We start from the raw sequence: 18347 nt of genomic DNA on the forward strand, positions 1-18347 counted from the left end.
GGCTGCAATCTTATTCGCCACGTTCATCGGCGAACGATTTGTTTCGGTACAGCTCTTGATCACCGACTTCGTCGTGAACTTGCAGGCCGCCGTCGGGATCAAAGATCAGCATCAATCCTGGTTCCCGCATGTCTTCGCTTTCTTGGATCGTCATTGGAGCCCCCCCGTCGATATCGATCACGGTGGCCATGCTTTTGATGACGGGCTTTTCCATCTTTTTGACTTCAAGCGAAATCGGATCCACGACGTCCAGTGATTCTGGCTCCATGCCAAAGACGAATCCTTCGGTGACGTCGACCAAGGCGTCGATCTTGGCGCCCAGCTGAGTATCGAATCGCGAGATCACCATTTTGGCGGTTGGTGAATCCGCCTGATACTCCCAGATCCGGCTACCGACTTTGACAGGTTTGGGAGCCGACGCGGAGGTGGGGCCAACGAAAAACTCATCCAGTGATGGCAACGAAACCGTATCGCCCGGTTTGCTCCAATCCGACCAACGCTTGTATTCGCGTTTCTTGGTCGCTTCGGCAACCTTGACCAGTTTCAGATAACGGTCGTAAACGTCCGGTGCCAACGTGTTTCCGCGGGGCTGTAACGACGGATCCTTGGGAAAGTTGGGGTCGTTCACACAGAAACGCACGCGGTAAACATACTTGCGTGACGTCTTGGGCGAATCGGGGTCGCGAGCATCTACAAAGTCGTAGAAGCGGATCAATTTGTAGTCCACCGGATTGCGATCCATCATCATCGCTGGGCCACTGCCGCCGCCCATTCCCATGTCCATGCCCATATCCATTCCCATGTCCATCCCCATGCCCATATCCATGTCCATCCCCATTTCCATGCCCATTCCCATGTCCATGCCGCCGCCAACGGGGCTCTGACCTGGATCGACCAATTCAAAGTCGTCTGCCGTGACCGTGCTGTCTTGGTTTTCCAGAGCTCGCGCGGCTTCTTCGGCAGCCAATTCGGTGGGCGTTTTCATCGGGATCAACGGATGCAGTGCAAACTTGGAATAATCGTCCAGCAAGACCGGTGGGATCCACATCGTCAGGTAAGTATCGACGCGATACTCCTGAGAAACCAATTCGGGTGCGAAGCCTGACCACTTCAAAATTGCGTCGCGAAAAGTGTCGATGTTGCCGTCGCGTTTGACCCAATCGGCATCCGTCAGTTGGTCGACGGTTTTGTCAGTCACGTCAGCACGCTGGACTTCAAACCCCAGGAAGACAGGACGATCACGGCGCATCGGTTCAAAGTTGCTTGTGGTGGACAACGCCATTTTGTACGACTCGTGGATCTCTTTGTAGGGAACCACGGCAGTGCCAGCAATAAAGCGGCCTGGACCACCGGGAACCGGCGGCTGTTCTTTTTTGGTTTTGAAGTTCTTGGTGGGCATAGGACGAAATCCAAAATCGGATTCACTGGCCAGTTTGCGCACGGGTCCGGTGCTGCTCATGCCGCCCATCTCCATTCCCATGTCCATGCCCATATCCATTCCCATGTCCATGCCCATCTCCATTCCCATATCCATGTCCATGCCCATATCCATCCCCATGTCCATGCCCATATCCATGCCGCCGCCACGTTGCCGGCGTCGTTTTGGTGGTTTGGGAGCTTTCTTTTCGACCTTTTCGACAGGGTCAGCAGGCTCAAAATCTGCCAGCGGGTACATGCCGCTATCGGAGCGATAGGCCATCGCTGCGACGACCCCTTGAGTCCGGACGGCCAGTGGTGCCGAGATGGTTGGGTCTTGTCGCTTGATTCCGCTCTCGGTTCCGATGACTTCCCAAGGGATCAAGTCGTTGTAGCCATTGGGATCGACCGATTGACGGCGAAACACCAAGGCTTCGCGGACGTCAAAATCGTCCGTCAAGCGTTCTTTCAGAATCGCGTCGGAGTGGTCTTCGTCCACCGCCGCTTTGACCTGCTGGGCGTCTTGCGCCAGACGGTCAGGCTGATGCGAAGCCGTGATGTGTTCTTTGCCCAATCCGGAATAAACCAGAAACGCTGACACGCACACGACCACTGCCAGGATGATCTTTTCCACGTGGTAAATGAAAAAGTCTTTGATTCTGTCTAAATCCATCTCACTTGCTCATTGGTTTTAGAAAAGGGAGCGAAGTCACTGTCGGTCATCGGTCGCGTCGTATTCATGTTATCAAATTTACCAGGCCAGAGGCTCTTTTTGCCTCACTGGTTCTTGCTGCGGCTTGTTTGTCGCAGCCAACAAGCCGGCTAATTCGGCGTCGCCAATGCAGTCGGGGCTGCTGGCGTGGTGGCGGTCGGCGCTCCCACCGGAGCACCATCGGGTGCGGTGCCTGCATCGGGAACCGGAGCTGTCGTGCCAGGAGCAGTCGTCCCCGGAGCGGCAGGCGTACCCGGTGTTCCCGTTCCCGTAGCATCAGGAGTGGCAGTCCCCGGAACCGTCGTATCCGGTGCAGTGGTGCCTGGCGCCGTGGTGGCTGTTCCCGGTGCAACTGGCGTGGTGGCCGATGGAGCCGGCAGGGCTCCGTTTTCGATGATCGGCGTGTCCTGTGTCACTTGCTGTACGCCCAAAGCTTCTTCGTCGGGCGGGTTGTACAGGTGGATCAGGCCGTAGATTTCGACCGTGACATCCAGAGGAAATTCGTCGGTGCCTTTCGCAGCCATTCCGCCGCCGCCCATGCCTCCTCCCATACCGCCGCCCATGTCCATGCCCATATCCATTCCCATGTCACCGCCTCCCATGCCCATGTCGCCACCGGCCATGGCACCGGATGAACTCTTTGGCAAAATCCGGGCCTGCTTGACTTCCACCATCAACGGGGCGCTACCACAGGCGGCAATCAGTGCCGGAACGTAACGCTGATCGATCTGCAGCGACATCATTACGGGAATTCGTTTGGCAACTGCGATCGGAGCATCGCCCGGTGTTTTGCTGGTCAGAGCGCTTCGTAACGCGTCAGCCAAAATAGGTTGGTTCAGGGTGTCAACGTAACGGTTGTCGCCTGGGTCGGGAAGCTCCACGTCCATGCCGCCTCCCATGCTGCTCATGTCGCCCATGTCCATTCCCATGTCCATGCCCATATCCATTCCCATGTCGCCCATGTCCATGCCATCCATGCCGCCCATTCCTCCGGCAGCCTTCATGCCTTCGCCAGGTTTTGCGATGGTCCCGATGCCTTCTAGCTTGACGGACTTACCAATCCGCAATTGTTTGATCTCGCGAATTTTGGCCTCAAACGGCATCCGAGCTTTGCCGTTGACGCTGGAAACAATCTGCAACAGTTGTTTCAAAATCCAAAGATTCTCTTGCGAATAATAAACCTCCAGCGTCGACGGACGCTTTCCTCGCCACGGGAACAAATCCGAAAGCACGGCGTCTTGGCTACCGCTACTCCATTTGACCAAAGGACCTTTTTCGACACCGGTGATGCTGACGTCGCGTCGCGTCGTCGCCATGCCCATCCCCATGTCCATGCCCATATCCATCCCCATGCCACCGTCCATTCCGCCGCCAGGGGCCGCGGCAAAGTCGGCAGTCCATTCGGCTTGCGCGATCGCGGCGATATCACCTAGCACGTCACCGATGTAGCGGGCGTAACTGGCGCGAATCGTCGGCGCGACTTCGTGCTGCGGATTGTTGTGTTCGACGTAGACCTCAAACGGCAATTTGCGGCGTTTCTTGTCCAACTGGCCCGTGGTTTCGTCGCGTACATACCGAAACTCGTCGATATAGCTTTCCTTTAGCTCTTCGGGCCAAGTCAAAATGCCCAGTTGATCCTGATAGATTTTGGTCCAAGCATCGACGACTTCGCCCATCCGCGTGTCGATCAAAGTTTGCATCTTTTCGTGCGAAATTTCATTGGGCTGGTCCGACAAACTACTCCGCAGCGTCTGGACTTTTCCCACGTCCGCATTGATCGTCGACACTTGCCGCGAATTTTCGCTGTCCAATCGACTGGTCGACATCCACCAGACCGCTAGCGATCCAAGCAAGACACAGCCGCAGCCGATCCAGAATCCATACTGCAGCACGACGGCAAGGTTCTGTTTGAGTTTATCCATGTGAATTCCGCGTCGATCAAAAGGCTGGTGAGTGTCGTGTCTTGGTCAAGTTCGCGGGCCGCGGCGTAAGCCGGTCTGCGATGTTCTGCGTGTCAAAGTCTGCGTGTCTAAGTGCGTGATCAGCTGGTGGGGGGTGTCGCTGTTGGCACACCATCGATCGGTGCTCCGGTTGTATCCGTTGCCGCCCCATCGACTGGCATGTCGTCTATCGGAGGTGCGTTTGCATCCAACGCGGCTTGTTCCGCCTGAGCCACTTTGCGGGCTTCGATTCGTTCGGACAACGTTTTGGGTTGCCAGACAATCTGATAGGTAAAGTCCTGTCGGGGGACTTCAAAGAACGCCGGCGCCGGTGCATCTTCGCCGTCGGCTGGTTCGCCCACCGGGGCGGCCATTCCTGGGATCGCCGTCGTGGGATCGTAATCCGGGTTGGGGATCTTAGTGATGTAGGGTTCGGTATCGTTTAGCAGCAGCGGAAAGGAAAGGCCCATTTCCTGAGGCGTCCACGTCAACATCTGTCCTTTGTTGCGTGGATCGGGCAACCGAATCGGGCTCTCTTTGAACGCCGTCGTCAGGTACTTGCGAATGTGGTTACTGCCTTCTTCGCCCATTCGCTCGGGGCTGTTGTAGTAGTGAAAGCCTTGCAGCTGGATCACCCATCCTTCACCCGTGGGCGGTTCAATTTCAACTCCCGCGTCGGCTTCGGGCATCGGCCGCTTGGTGACTTTGTGCCAGTCAATCATTTCCTCTTGGACACGCAGTACCACCTGATCGGTGTACCACTCAGCCAAGTCCGCGTAGTGTTTGGTTTCAAATTCGGTGATGTGAAAATCGATCCGATCGACCAACGGTTTTTCGGCCGGCGTCGGGACCTTGCCTTCGGGATATTCTTCGCGAGGAATCAAGCCGTTGACCGCGCGAATAATCTCCAGCCACATCAAACGCTTCTCAGCATTTCCGGTGACTTCGTGGCCGACGGTATCCAGATAAACCAGCTGGCTACTCAGATCACCATCGGTACTGCGGTGGCCGCTGGCGTAGCTGTCCATCGTCGAAACGGCACTGGACGCTCCTTTCCACACATCGGGATGGCTGGTCGACCAAGCGCGCTGGGTCATGGTGTAGTGAGCCGACATGCCAAACATCAACGCCGTCAGCCCCATCAGCGCCCAAGGTTTCTTGGCGCGGATCATTCGCGTACGCAGAATTTCTGCGGGCACCAAACTGGCGTGAACCTGAGCTTGGCCCAATCCCTGCAGACACAATCCGTAGCAAACAGCAAACGTCGATGCGTTGTCGCGGAACGTCGGAATGCTCAATACATCGTCGCCGCCCAGCCGGTTGAATCGGTCCATCGTGTGGACCTCGAAACCCAAGTTTTTGCCCAAATAAGCCGCCAAACCGGGCATTTTCACGGTATTACCGGTCACGACCAAGTCTGCGATTTCGGCTTTGCGATCGATACTGCGAAAGAAACCAATCGAACGCTGGACTTCGGTCACCAAGTCATTGAACACCGGACGCATGGTCTGGAAAATCAACTTGGGATCCACCGCTTCGCGAGCGTTCCGCTTGAGATGTTCGGCTTTGGCAAACGTCAGCTTCAAGTCCTTGGACAGCTGACGTGTAAAGTGGTTACCGCCGATCGGCATGCTTCGTTGCCAAATCCGGAAACCATTGGTCACGATCAGATCGCTGCTGTCAGTGCCGATCGAAAGCACGACGGTCGATGGCGGTGGATTGTCGGCGTCGAACGCTTCGTTTTCTAAGCGATCGTTCATGCGGTCGTATGCGACCATGTTGTACAGAGCCAACGGAGCCAACTGGACCACGTCGACTTCGACATTGGCGTCATCAAACGGAGCCAGTTGCCGGTAAGCTTGTTCGCGCTTCATCGCAAACAATCCGACTTCGCTTTCCAGCGCATAGCCTTCTTCGACCATGCTGCCGGGCATCATCTGAAAATCCCAGACCACGTCGGCCAAATCAAATGGGATCTGCTGGCGAGCTTCGTAGCGAACAATGTCCGCGATCTTTTTGACTTCGACCGGAGGCGGTTTGAAGAACTTGGCCAGACCGCTTTGGCCGGGCACACTGATGCAGACTTTTTCGTTGAACGAATCGTTGCGTTCCAAAAGCTGCGCCATCGCGTCAGCAATCAGCTCCTCGGGCACCGCTTCGGGCTGACTCAGGATTTTTGGATACTCGATGAAGTCAAACGCGCTGGCGACTACTTCTCCGTCGACCAGAGAACACCGAAGTGCCTTGATCGCGGATTGTCCAATTTCGATTCCCCAAACGGGTGCGCTGCTTGCCATAGCAAAAATCTGTTGAGTGTAGAAAAGACGGCTTCGATAAGTCGGCGACAAACTGAGCGGCTGGCGCTGCAGTTCGTCGCAATCGGATTTGTCGCGTTGGTTTCCGCAGCAACGTCGTCTGGCAACTCGTACCCTGACGCTCGTCGGTGTACGATGTTGTTTTGGCGATCGTCGCTGCGATGTTGTTGCAAAATCCCCGGAAAATCCCGACCGAGAATCTGCTTCCTAGATTACTCGATATCCCCTCTGACTCCAAACAAATGGCTGCAATGCGGCAAATTGAAGTGGGATTCAGACGGATAAAAGGGCCAAGCGGACAAATCGATCAGAGGGATAAACCGGATTGTACAGCGTTTCAAAACTCGGATGTCTTGCGATCGTCGCTGGCCGTCGTCGAACAAGGGCAAACAATTCACGCTCGGATTGCCTCCCGCCAGTGACGCCAGCACTTCGTCTGTGCCTGCCATGGTGGCCGACCCAGCGGGCGAACCTTTTGGATAAAAACACAACCCATCGCCGCCGGATCCTGGATTGGATGGCATCACCGCCAACCGCTCCCTCCATGCGACAAAAACCAAACAAAAAGATAAGAACTTGATAAGACGAGGCGATCCGAATCGCCTGACGAATTGTACGAAATCGAGACCCATCGCGTCAAATTTTTTCTTGCCCGTTTCGCCGCTTCATCTGACCGTTTCGCTCTCACGATCGCGTTCCTCCTCTCTGCCCTTCCTCTGTTCCGCTGCTGAACTTCTTCGCTATGGCACCATTTGACGAGTCCAGTGTCCTCATTCCAGTCGCGACGCTGGAAGACTTCCCGGCCGACGCCAGCGACAGTGATGCTCGCAGTCTACTTGCGGGCTGGACCGTGCTCTGGCATCCGCAGTTGATCGCTGCGACCGAGCAATTGCCGACTTGGTTTCGCGCCGATGCTCCGCCCGAACCCGATGGGCCTCGGATCGTCGTGGTCCCCGATTCCAGTTTTTTGCAGTTGCCCAGCGCGTTTGAGCAAAAGTGCAAGAACAACAAGGATTGCCAGTGGATCACCGGCAGCGACCGCGCCGCGATGCTGGCCCAGTTGGGCTTGCCGACCGAAATGCCGACGTTGCAAACCGATCATCGTACGATCGGCGTGGACGACTTTTTTGCCGCTGCCTACGCTTCGCTGCAGATCCAGATCATGACGCGGCGATTGCGTTACACCAGCAATCTGGACGAAATCTATCTGCAAAAAGAAGTCGTCAAAGCCGCTCAAGCGTTTATCGCCGGCAACGCGTCGGAAGCCGCCACGGCGTTTCACAATGTGTTTGACTGCCTGTCGGAAGAACGCGATCACTACTTTTCGTCCGATCCGCATCTTATCGATTTGACGCTCCTGACTCCGGCGACTTTGGAAAACCTAGTTCAAAGCGACGCACTGAGCGCGGAACTAAGCCGGGATCCACAACAGGCAGATCTGTCGTGTTTGCCAACGCCAGGAAACGTGTTGATCGACGTGCCGGTCGCGCAGGCCATTCAGAATGACAGCGAAGGACGGTTTGCTGATTTTGCCACGTTGGTCCGCGAAGGCCACGTCGGTTGGATCGGCGGTTCGCCGGACGACGGCGTATGTTTTGACGCAATGTCGTTTGATGATGCCGCGGCGGCGGTGCAAGCCAGTCACGATTTTATGCAACGCGTGATCGGTAAATCGCCCACAGTCTATGGACGGTTTACGGGATCGACGCCGGCGGACATGACGCCGACGCTGGTTCGACTGGGATACGAAGGCATTGTTCCGATTGATTTTGCACGCGGATCGGGATTCGGCGAAGAAGCCAAGGTGCTGCAACAATCCGGCGGCGTCGAAATCGAATCGCTCACTGCCAAACCCATCGATGCATCGTCGGACAGCGGTTTTTTGAACATCGGTGCCCGGTTGGGCGAAGCGATCGATAGCGGCGAAATCGCCACCGGCCTGTTCGCTCATTGGCCAGGCCAAAGCTGCGATAGTTTTCGCGACTTGCGCCGAGTCGCGTCGTGGTGCGTTGCGTTGGGACGGTTCTGGAAACTACAGGACTACTTTACCGAAGGCGAACATCCGTATCACCACGCGACAGCTCGTTCGGTTTCGTCCGACGCACACGAATTGCTGACCCAGCGAGTCGCCGATGGATCCGACGACCCGATCTCCCAAACGGCGGCCAGCACCCGGCATTCGGTCGCGTCCGAAAGCGGCGGTTTGCTGATCGGTATGCGATCGTTGATCCAAGGCGAACCGTGCGATCCAGTCGAACGCCGCGACGCGCATGCGAACGACTTGGCCGGTCAAGTCGCGATCGCTTCGGGAGCTAAACTTGCCGGCTCCGGCTCGGACGCTCGCATGATCATCAACCCGCTCTCGGTCAGCCAACGCGTGGCGGTCACGCTGGCCAAGTCCGTGGACGAATCGCCCGAACATATCTTTGCCGTCGATTCGGAATCCGGAAAATCTCACGTATCGGTCGATGTTGTCGCCGGTGGTTTTACCGTCGTGCAGGGATCCGCTTCCACTGCTTCAAAGCAACCGTTTTTCAAACGATGGATGGCTCCCAAAGGAATCGCGGACGGCGAAATTCTGCGCAACGAGTTTATGGAAGTCGCGATCAGCTCCGAAACGGGCGGGATCGCGGGCGTCTACAGCGGCGGGACGCGTGGCAATCGTTTCTCCATGCGGTTGGTTTGGACCGACGCGTTGTCCAAAGCCGCCCAAGACGGATCGACGATGAAATGCAACCGCGTCTCTGTCGCTCATTCGTCGCCATCGGTTGGCCGCATCAACGCCACCGGCATCGTGCTCGATCGCGATTCCAACGAAGTCGCCACGTTTGATCTCAATTACGAACTCCGCCGCGGCAGTCGATTTGTCCACGTCAGCGGAAACGTCACCCCCAAAGGCGAACTGACCGACGCGCCTTGGGATAGTTATTTGGCGGCCCGCGTTGCGGTGGCGTCCGAATCTGCCATCGGTCGCGTGATTGTACGCGACAAACTGCACCGAGCACGCGGCCGACGTTTGGTCGCTCCGCTGGGCGTGGTGCTGGACGAATCGGAACGCCAAACTTTGATCGCCAGCCACGGAAATGCTTTTCATCGGCGGATCGGTGATCGGTTTGTCGATACGTTACTGAGTGTCAAAGGCGAAACCGCCCACGACATCCGATTGTCGTACGGATTCGATTGCCCCAACCCCGTCGGACATGCCAAAGCCCTGATCAGTCCGCCCACGGTCGTCGACATCGCTGCCAATGCACAGCTGCCACCGCGCGGCTGGATCACACACGTCACTCCGAGTTCGGCAATGATCAGCGAAATGCAAGTGCACCGGCGCGACGACGGACGACTTGCAGCGACGGTTCGCATCATCCAAACGCGCAGTCAATCGGCGACCGGCACGGTGCGATTTTGCCGCGACGTCGCTTTCGCCAACAAACTGACCACCGGCGACACGGACGAAATCAATCAGAAAATCCCGCTAGAGAACGCTTCCCCGGACGACGACGCCAACGATGTTGTCGCAAGAGGCCTAAAATGCAAAGGTGACGCGGTCACGGTTCCGATCGCCAGCCACCAAGTGATCGATTTGCTGGTCGTGTTTGCAAAATAGACGCCCCGAATAGACACTCGGCCGCGTTGACGTCACAGCTTGCCGAAACATTCAAGCCTTCGGGCTCATATCACCTCTGCTTTTCTTTTTATGAATCAGTCCGAGCCGAAACCGAAACTGACGTTCTGCGAAGCCGCGGTCGTCAGCAAACTGGTCAAGCCTCGGCAGCTGAAAAAGGTCATGGAGCTGACCAAAACGGATGACGAATCGATCATCGCGGCGACGTTGGTCAAAAGCGGCGTCATTACTCAGTATCAATCGCAGCAGCTCGAAGCCGGCCGCACCAAATTAAAACTCGGGCCTTACCTGGTCACCGACTGGATCGGCCAAGGAGGCATGGGCCGTGTCTACAAAGCCGTGCACGATGTGATGGGACGCGTTTGCGCCGTCAAAGTGCTGCCGCTGGAGAAAATGACGGACGAATCGCGCGACGCGTTTATCCAAGAGATTCGTGTCCAAGCTTCGCTGGATTCACCTTACGTCGTTCGTGCCTACGACGCCGGACAAGACGGCAGCATTCATTATTTGGTCACCGAATTTGTCCCGGGCATCGACCTGCGGCGACTGGTTCGCAACAACGGCGTGCTGTCGATGAACCATGCCGCTTCGATCGTTTCGCAAGCCGCACTGGGTTTGCAGTACGCACATGAAATGGGGTTAATCCACCGCGATGTCAAACCCGGCAACATTCTGGTTACGCCAGACGGACACGCCAAAGTGTCCGACATCGGTTTGGCCGCGTACAGCATGGGGCTAAGCGGTGACGTTCGCGCGGGAAAAATCGTCGGCACGGCGGATTATCTTTCGCCCGAACAGATTCGCCATCCGATGGAACTGAGTCCCGCCAGCGACATCTATTCTCTCGGCTGCACGCTGTACTACTGCGTCACGGGCAAAGTCCCGTTTCCCGGCGGTGATTCCAAATCCAAGTGCAAACGCCACTGCGAACAAACTCCCTGGCACCCGCGGCGATTCAACCCCGATCTGAGCGAAGACTTTGTCGACGTGATCGCCGACATGATGGAAAAAGATCCCGCTCGTCGGACTTCATCGGCTCAAGAAGTCGCCGAGCGTCTGGAGCCTTGGACCGACAGTGCGATCGAAGCGATCAATCGTCCGATCGACCGCCAAAGCTGGATGCCGCCACCGCCGCCCAACGAACCCGTCGCGTTGGAACCACCCAGAAACGAAAACACGGATTCGGACCCCGCTACGTCAGGCGGTTTCAGTGTGCCAGGACATTCGGGAGTCGCCCCCAGCATTCCCGTCGCGAAAGACGTCGAAATCGCAAAGACCAATCGCCCCAGCCACGCACTGCCGATCGCCATCGCACTTGCCATCGCTGTTCCCATCAGCGTCCTGATCGGCGCCATCATCGGGTTTGTCGTTCGCGGCTATGGGTAAACACGAATCGTCTTCCCACGGTCAGAATGCAGTGTCCAAACTGCAGTATCCAAAGTGCACTGCCGCCTTATTCACTGCCGACTTGCTCACCCACCCGCCTTTCAATTCCGCCCCTCAAGCCGCCCCTCGTAGCACTACCTCAAAGCAGCCCCTCAAAGCAGCCCCTCAAAGCAGCCCTTTGTAGCGGAACATGATGGCCAGAACCCACCTCTCCTGTCTGATCCTCGTCGCCACGCTCACTTGCGTTGCGATCGGCTGTCGCGATTCGGGAATATCCGCAGTCAAGGAACCCGCCGACCCACGATCCGAAGACACCACGCCGGTCGCTGAAACACCGCGAATCGCAATGCGCCGCGCGATGGACGCCCAGGATTGGAAACGGGCCGATCAGTTCGTTAAAGCCGCTTTGATCACCACCCCCAGCGATCCGGATCTACTGACTGACGCCGCAAAAATCGCTGCCATGAGCGACCGCAAACGCGAAGCCGCCGGGTTGATGGTCCAAGCCGCTCAGCAGGCCGGCTTTCTCCCGTCGACTCGAGTCGACCATGCTGTCCAAGCTCTGATCGACGTGGGTCAACTGTACGACGCGATCGATTTGATCGAAGCATCGTTGGCGGTTCATCCCGACAACACCGCGCACCGCAAAATGCTGATCGGGTTTCTCGGCGAAGCTCAACGCACAGAATTGATTCCGCCGCACTTGAAAACCCTGATCCAACAACGCGGTTTTGACTTGCAGTTGCTGTTGGCGTTTACGGAAAATTCGTCGCGACGGTTTTCCAAAAAGACCGCTGACTTTCTGATGCAGCGAAACCCCGACGACCACCGCGTTCGGCTCGGCAACGCCCAAGAACAGTACGACCGCCGCGATGCCACCGCGTGCGCAGAAACTTTACGCGAAATCCTAAAACATCATCCCGATTTTGCCCCCGCACACGCGCTGCTGGGACAGGCAATAGTCCTGCAAGATCAGCTCCATGACATTCCCGCTTGGCTGGCCACGGCAACCGCCAACGCAGCGCCGATGGTCTACCAGTACCCGCACTACTGGCTGACGCTGGGTGACTGGTCGGCGGCAAACGAAGACTATCGGCAGGCCGCGCGCGCTTACTGGGAAGCCGGCCGGAGAGACCCCAACGACAGCATCGCGTGGACCCGATTGGCCAAGGCTTTGCGTAGTTTGCAGAAACGCAGTGCATCGAAAAAAGCTGACGATTCATCGCAGTCCGTTGCCCCGCAGTCCGTTTCCCCGGCGTCACTGGGCGCCATCGATCAACGCATCACCCGCCTGCTGCGACTGCGTGAACTGTACGACCACTTTTCTTGGGAAGGACGCGACAGCCAATCCATTGCGGTCGATGTTGCCGAGATCCTGTTTGACCTGGGGCGGACGTGGGAAGCCGAAGCGTGGACGGCGGTCGCGACGACGATGACGAAAAGTCCCAGCACCAAACTGGCTCCGTTGCGAACGGCGATCGTGGCCCAATTGGGGCAGGATCCCGAGTGGATTTCGACGATCAACCAACCCGCGCTGCGGCTGGATCTGTCGGATTGGCCCGAACCGACGGTGCTGGCAAACAGCCCGCGACTGCCTGCCCGGCCAAAAATCATTCCAACGATTACTACCCACGATCACCTGCGACTAGTCGACGAAACGCAGCGTTGGAACCTGGCTGGCTTGGGAGCCAAGAGCATTCCAGGCGACGCGACCCTGGCGCCGCTGATCCGCACCCTGGGTGTCGGAGGCGGAACGATCGACTACGACTTGGATGGCTGGCCCGACGCTGTGATCATGGGCGCCGGCGGCACGCTGATGCAATCGGATTCGGCGCCCAACGAATTGATGCGAAACCTGGGACAACAGTTTGCCAACGTCACGACGCCTGCCGGTGTGGTCGACCGAGGATTTGGACAAGGAGTCGCGGTCGGTGATTTCAACGAAGACGGATTTCCGGATTTGTTTTTCGCCAATTTGGGCAAGAACCGCCTGCTTCGAAACAACGGCGATGGCAGCTTTACCGATTGCGCCGATCTGCTGCACGACAACGACTGGAAACAGTGGAGTACCTGCGCGGCGTTCTTTGATCTCAATCGCGACGGCATCGCGGATTTGCTGACGACCAACTATTGCGAAACCGCCGCGAACATGGACGAAGCCTGCCCCGATCCCAGCGGCAAACCCGGCCCCTGCCATCCGCTTAAATTCGCTGCCCACGGCGACCAGTTTTTTGTCGGGGCAGGCGACGGTCGTCTGGACGATGTGTCAGTTCAATGGATCACCGATGTCCTGCCAGGCCGGGGACTGGGCATTGTCGCCGGAGCGTTGGCGGCCAGCGAAGATGCCACCTCATCGATGGGTGTTTTCATCGCCAACGACATGTCCGCCAATCACTACTACCAGCACCTCGAACGCGACCAACGCGCGCCGCTTCCAAACGTGAATGCCGATGCATCGTCGGGGATTCTGCCAGAATCCGGTGTCTTGCAAGAAAGCGCCACCGCACGCGGTTTGGCCGTCGACGGACGCACGCTTTCGCAAGCCTCGATGGGGATTGCCAGCAGCGACTTTGATGGCGATGGGGACCTGGATTTTTACGTCACCGGTTTTGGGTTGGAATACAACATTCTGTACGACCAAGTTTCGCCCGGCGTTTGGCAAGACATCACCGGCAAGCTGGATTTGGTGCAACCGACCCTGCCGATGGTCGGGTTCGGAACCGAAGCGATCGACTTTGATTTGGACGGCATCGACGAACTTATCGTCACCAACGGACACATCGGAGACTTCAAAAAACCTGACATGCCCTACGAACAGCCGCTGCAGATCTTTCGTCGCGGCAAGGCGGGAAAATTCCAGTGGGTCGACGACGCCAGTTGGGGCGACTACTTCGACAGCAACCACGTCGGCCGCGCCCTGTGGACCATCGATGCCAATCGCGACGGACGCCCCGATTCGATGATCACTCACACTTACGAACAAGCACGCCTGCTGATCAACCGCACCGATTCGCCCCATCACCGCATTGCGTTTCGACTGGTCGGCACCAGCGACAGTCGCGACGCCGCCGGCGCGATCATCCGATTCCAGTGTGACGGACGCGCACGGACTCTTTGGGCAATCGCTTCGGGCGGCTATCTGTGCACCAATGAATCAATCCTTCGCGCAGGAACGGGACCGGCCAAAGAAATCACCGACGTTAGCGTGATTTGGCCCAGTGGAGAAACCCAGTCGTTTGGAAACTTGGCAGCTGACCAAGAGTATCTGATTGTCCAAGGAGACGCGCAACCTTTTGCCACTCCCTTCGCGGCGGACCATCCTGCAGCCGACAAACCCGATGGCAACGAAAACTAGTCGCTGCTAACAAGCTTCACTGGCATCTCTATCAAGCTTCACTGGCATCTCTATCAAGCTTCGCTGGCTTCTCAATCAAGCTTCGCTGCGACGTTGATCCCGCGGCAATACCTTGACGGTGACCAAGTCGCCCTCGGCAAGGACATCGATTTCGCCGGGAAGTGAGTAGCGATGGTTGGATGTACTGACCAGTGATTCGACAAGCTGCTGCCAATGACGCTGACCCATCGCGGTACGCGACCAACCGCTTTGTTTCCACAGCATTTGCAGCGCTGCGATGGTGACGCTGGGATCATGGTCCGCGCGGCGCTGCAGTACGATCGGATCAATCGACGCGTGGGATGCGATCCACTGATCGGCTTGTTGGTCGATCACCGATCGCCATTGACGCTGCGAATCAATCGCGCGCCCGATCGCGGGGATGACTTCGGGAAATCGCGTCTGCATCAACGGCAACAGTTCACCGCGAATCCAATTGCGTTGGTAGTCCGTGTCGGTGTTGCTGGAATCTTCCCGCCACGCTTGGCCGATCTCACTTAGCCCGTCGCGAATCAGCTGCCGCCTGACACTGAGCAAAGGCCGAGTGATCACAAAATCATTCTCCGGTGGCCTAGTGCCGGCTTCGCGTGCCGGCGCGATCCCCGCCAACCCAGCCGGACCGGTGCCACGCATCAAATGATGCAGCACCGTTTCGACGTTGTCGTCCAGCGAATGCGCCAGCGCGATGTACCGACATCCGGTCTGACCCGCGGCTTGTTTCAAAAACGCGTAACGCTGCGAACGCAAATAAGCTTCGTCAGCCCTCGTGCTACCAGCTTCCAGATCATCGGGCGAATCCGATGTCCCCAACCGGCAATCGACTCCCAATCGGGCCGCCAGATCGACCACAAAATCCCGGTCTCCTCGCGATTCATCGCCTCGCAATCCATGATCAAAATGGGCCAGCACAATAAAACCGCGTCGAGAGATTCCGTCGACCGATTCACGGGAGATCGTGTGCAGCAGCCTCGCAAGCGCCACGCTGTCGGCGCCCCCGCTGCAGCCCACCAGGACTCCCACTTCGGCCCACCGCTGCGTCGGCCAGGCACCAAGCAGTGAATCGATCAGCTCTTGCCACTTGCTCGATCGCGTATCGCTCGCCGCATTCCCCGATTCGCCTTGCGAGCGATCCGAATCATCGGGCGGCGAGTTCAAATCGAGATCGTTCACGATGGCAGACACGCTGGCAGACGACGGAGGGAGAGGACTAAGGACAAGTGGGAGACGGCTTTTTCGTATTTCTAAGATCGCACTCACCGCGAGCCACCCACTGCAGGGTTAGAAATGTGTTAACTTCGTCGTTGATTGGCGAATCCGCGAAATTGTCGTGCGTCAATCAAGAGCGTAACAACTCCTCCGGACAATAAAATCACCCCGCGCGTCGGCCGCCCCCCTGCTCCTGAGGGATCTTGGCCACGTGCTATGACACGTCCAAAATCGCTGCTTACCTATTCTTCGTTTCTCATCCAATCACTCTCAAACTGCGGCCGGTCCGATGTGGAATTTCTTCCTCTCGCTTTTCGCCGCTCGCAATTGGATCCGGTGGTGCGTCGACTGCGTTTCGATGGTTGTCGGACCGCGACGCCGTCTGCTAGTCGCTGATCGTCGGACTTCGGCGCTCAGTGCTTCCGCAGTGCTCAGTGCTTCCGCAGTGCCCAGTGCCTCCGCAGTGCCCAGTGCCTCCGCAGTGCCCAGTGCCTCCGCAGTGCTCAGTGCCTCCGCAGTGCTCAGTGCCTCCGCAGTGAATCGACCGCGAACTTGGAATTGGCAAATCATTCAGCGACCAACAACCCAGCCTAGGTGGTTTTTGCGTCCTCCCTCTCGAGGACATAAACATGAGTTCATTGCTAATGCCGCCAGCGATCGCAGGATTGTTGGCGGATTCAAATCTCTTTCTGCTCTACTCGTTAGCCGGCGTCCTTTCAGGTGCCGTGCTAATGCTGGGCTACAGTCGGTGGAAGCACTCTGTCCGTAAGATTCGGTTGCAAGAACGCGCCGACAAAGTCCTGGACGAAGCGAATCGCGAAGGCGAAACCCTGAAGGCTCAGTTATTGATTGAAGCCAAGGAAGAAGTGTTGCGACTGAAAGAAGAAGGCGAACAAGAGATCAGCCGCGAAAGACGCAAAGTGCATCAACGCGAAGAGAAACTCGATCGCCGCGAAGAACAACTGCTGCAGCAAGAAGACGGCCTGCGAAAACAGCAACGCGGCATGGAAAGCAGCCAGTCACGACTGGAAACCCAGATCAAGGCTGCGATCGAAGAACGACGACAACTGCAGACGATCACCCAAGAACAGCAAGACGTTCTGGAAAAAGCCAGCGGCATGTCTCGCGAACAAGCGTCCGCCCACCTGATGGAAGTGCTGGAGCGGGACCTGGAACACGAACGTGGTTCAGCCGTGCTGAAACACAAAAAGCAGTTGGCCGACGTCGTCAAAGCGCAAAGCCGCGAAATGCTGCTTACCGCGATCCAACGATACGCGTCGCACTTCACCGCCGAAACCACGACCAGCAGTGTCGATGTTCCGACCGATGACATGAAAGGTCGCATCATCGGCCGCGAAGGTCGAAACATTCGCGCGTTTGAAAAGGTCACCGGGATCGATTTGATCATCGACGATACGCCCGGCGTGGTCATCGTCAGTGGTTTTGATCCCGTCCGCCGCGAAATCGCTCGCCAATCGCTGAACAAACTGATTGCCGACGGGCGCATTCACCCATCCAAGATCGAAGAAGTCGTCGAAGAAACGACCAAAGAGATCGACGAATTCATCATGCTGAAAGGTCGCGAAGCCGCGGACGAAGTCGGCGTGCCAGGACTGACCGACCGCGTGGTCGGGCTGTTGGGCCGATTGCATTTCCGGACTTCCTACAGCCAAAACGTCCTGCGGCACAGTGTCGAAGTCGCTTTCATCTCCGGCATGGTGGCCGAGATGATGGGCATGGACGGCGATCTGGCTCGGCGCTGTGGTCTGTTGCACGACATCGGCAAAGCAGCCGATCACGAATTGGAAGGCGGTCACCCCAAGATCGGTGCCGATATTCTGCGTCGCAATGGCGAGTGCCCCGAAGTCGTCCACGCCGCGTTTGGGCATCACGACGAAATCGTCACCGAGCATCCTTACACCATGGTCGTTGCGACGGGCGATGCCTGCAGCGCTAGCCGGCCGGGGGCGCGACGCGAATCGCTGGAACGCTACGTCAAGCGAATGGAAGAACTGGAATCGATTGCCAAGCGTTTTGAAGGGGTACGACAGGCGTTTGCCATTAGCGCCGGCCGCGAACTGCGAGTCATCGTCAACAGCGGCAAAACCGATGACGAGCGGGCCGCCGCCATCTGTCACGATATTGCCAAAGCATTCGAGAAAGAACTGACCTACCCGGGCGAGATTAAAGTTACCGTGGTCCGAGAGTCCCGGTTCACCGAAACCGCCAAGTAGCCACCCGCCAAGTCGCTAAACGACGCCTAGCAACCGTTTGGGTTGCGATGCGATGGGGACATTGCATTAGCGCGCAAAAAAAGGCCGGGTGAGTCTGACGAATCAGTCTCACCCGGCCA

Annotated in this window: 9 protein-coding genes; 4 read left to right on the top strand and 5 right to left on the bottom strand. The window is 57.4% G+C overall.

The window, feature by feature from the left end; translation table 11 throughout:
• Positions 1–10 precede the first annotated feature (10 nt).
• The 3 genes from K239x_RS28695 to pilM form a co-directional block, all read right to left on the bottom strand.
• Positions 11–2089 (bottom strand): hypothetical protein, encoded by a 2079-nt coding sequence (locus K239x_RS28695; protein WP_419188997.1) that lies wholly within the window; start codon positions 2087–2089, stop codon positions 11–13.
• A gap of 149 nt (positions 2090–2238) precedes the next feature.
• On the bottom strand, positions 2239–4050 hold the full coding sequence (locus tag K239x_RS15440) for a hypothetical protein (RefSeq protein ID WP_145419149.1): 1812 nt from the start codon (positions 4048–4050) through the stop codon (positions 2239–2241).
• Between the two features lie 119 nt (positions 4051–4169).
• Positions 4170–6365, bottom strand: coding sequence for a type IV pilus assembly protein PilM (pilM, locus tag K239x_RS15445; RefSeq protein WP_145419150.1), 2196 nt, complete (start codon positions 6363–6365; stop codon positions 4170–4172).
• A gap of 760 nt (positions 6366–7125) precedes the next feature.
• Here pilM and K239x_RS15450 point away from each other — a divergent pair.
• From K239x_RS15450 to K239x_RS15460, 3 genes are all read left to right on the top strand, one after another.
• Positions 7126–9990 carry a hypothetical protein gene (locus K239x_RS15450; RefSeq protein WP_145419151.1) on the top strand — a complete coding sequence of 955 codons (2865 nt, stop codon included), beginning with the start codon at positions 7126–7128 and terminating at the stop codon, positions 9988–9990.
• A gap of 90 nt (positions 9991–10080) precedes the next feature.
• Complete coding sequence (locus K239x_RS15455; protein WP_145419152.1) at positions 10081–11394, top strand: serine/threonine protein kinase; 1314 nt, start codon at positions 10081–10083, stop codon at positions 11392–11394.
• 190 nt (positions 11395–11584) lie between these two features.
• Entirely contained in the window at positions 11585–14749 is a 3165-nt protein-coding gene (locus tag K239x_RS15460) for an FG-GAP-like repeat-containing protein (RefSeq protein ID WP_145419153.1), read from the top strand.
• Positions 14750–14824: 75 nt separating this feature from the next.
• Here the strand turns inward: K239x_RS15460 and tilS are convergent, their stop codons facing one another.
• Entirely contained in the window at positions 14825–15970 is a 1146-nt protein-coding gene (gene tilS, locus K239x_RS15465) for a tRNA lysidine(34) synthetase TilS (protein ID WP_419188998.1), read from the bottom strand.
• Between the two features lie 294 nt (positions 15971–16264).
• On the bottom strand, positions 16265–16564 hold the full coding sequence (locus K239x_RS28700) for a hypothetical protein (RefSeq protein WP_419188999.1): 300 nt from the start codon (positions 16562–16564) through the stop codon (positions 16265–16267).
• A gap of 59 nt (positions 16565–16623) precedes the next feature.
• Between K239x_RS28700 and rny the strand changes: the two genes are divergently transcribed.
• Positions 16624–18228: a ribonuclease Y gene (gene rny / locus K239x_RS15475; protein WP_419189000.1), complete on the top strand. Its 1605-nt coding sequence runs from the start codon at positions 16624–16626 to the stop codon at positions 18226–18228.
• Positions 18229–18347 lie beyond the last annotated feature (119 nt).

This window comes from Stieleria marina, assembly GCA_007741555.1.
Classification (GTDB): Bacteria; Planctomycetota; Planctomycetia; order Pirellulales; family Pirellulaceae; genus K23-9.

What these genes read in the sequence shown, in the direction of transcription:
- K239x_RS15460 (WP_145419153.1), top strand. Translation starts at nt 11,585, where the DNA reads ATGATGGCCAGAACCCACCTCTCCTGTCTGATCCTCGTCGCCACGCTC.
- K239x_RS28695 (WP_419188997.1), bottom strand. Translation starts at nt 2,089, where the DNA reads ATGGATTTAGACAGAATCAAAGACTTTTTCATTTACCACGTGGAAAAG.
- pilM (WP_145419150.1), bottom strand. Translation starts at nt 6,365, where the DNA reads ATGGCAAGCAGCGCACCCGTTTGGGGAATCGAAATTGGACAATCCGCG.
- rny (WP_419189000.1), top strand. Translation starts at nt 16,624, where the DNA reads ATGAGTTCATTGCTAATGCCGCCAGCGATCGCAGGATTGTTGGCGGAT.
- K239x_RS15450 (WP_145419151.1), top strand. Translation starts at nt 7,126, where the DNA reads ATGGCACCATTTGACGAGTCCAGTGTCCTCATTCCAGTCGCGACGCTG.
- K239x_RS15455 (WP_145419152.1), top strand. Translation starts at nt 10,081, where the DNA reads ATGAATCAGTCCGAGCCGAAACCGAAACTGACGTTCTGCGAAGCCGCG.
- K239x_RS15440 (WP_145419149.1), bottom strand. Translation starts at nt 4,050, where the DNA reads ATGGATAAACTCAAACAGAACCTTGCCGTCGTGCTGCAGTATGGATTC.
- K239x_RS28700 (WP_419188999.1), bottom strand. Translation starts at nt 16,564, where the DNA reads ATGATTTGCCAATTCCAAGTTCGCGGTCGATTCACTGCGGAGGCACTG.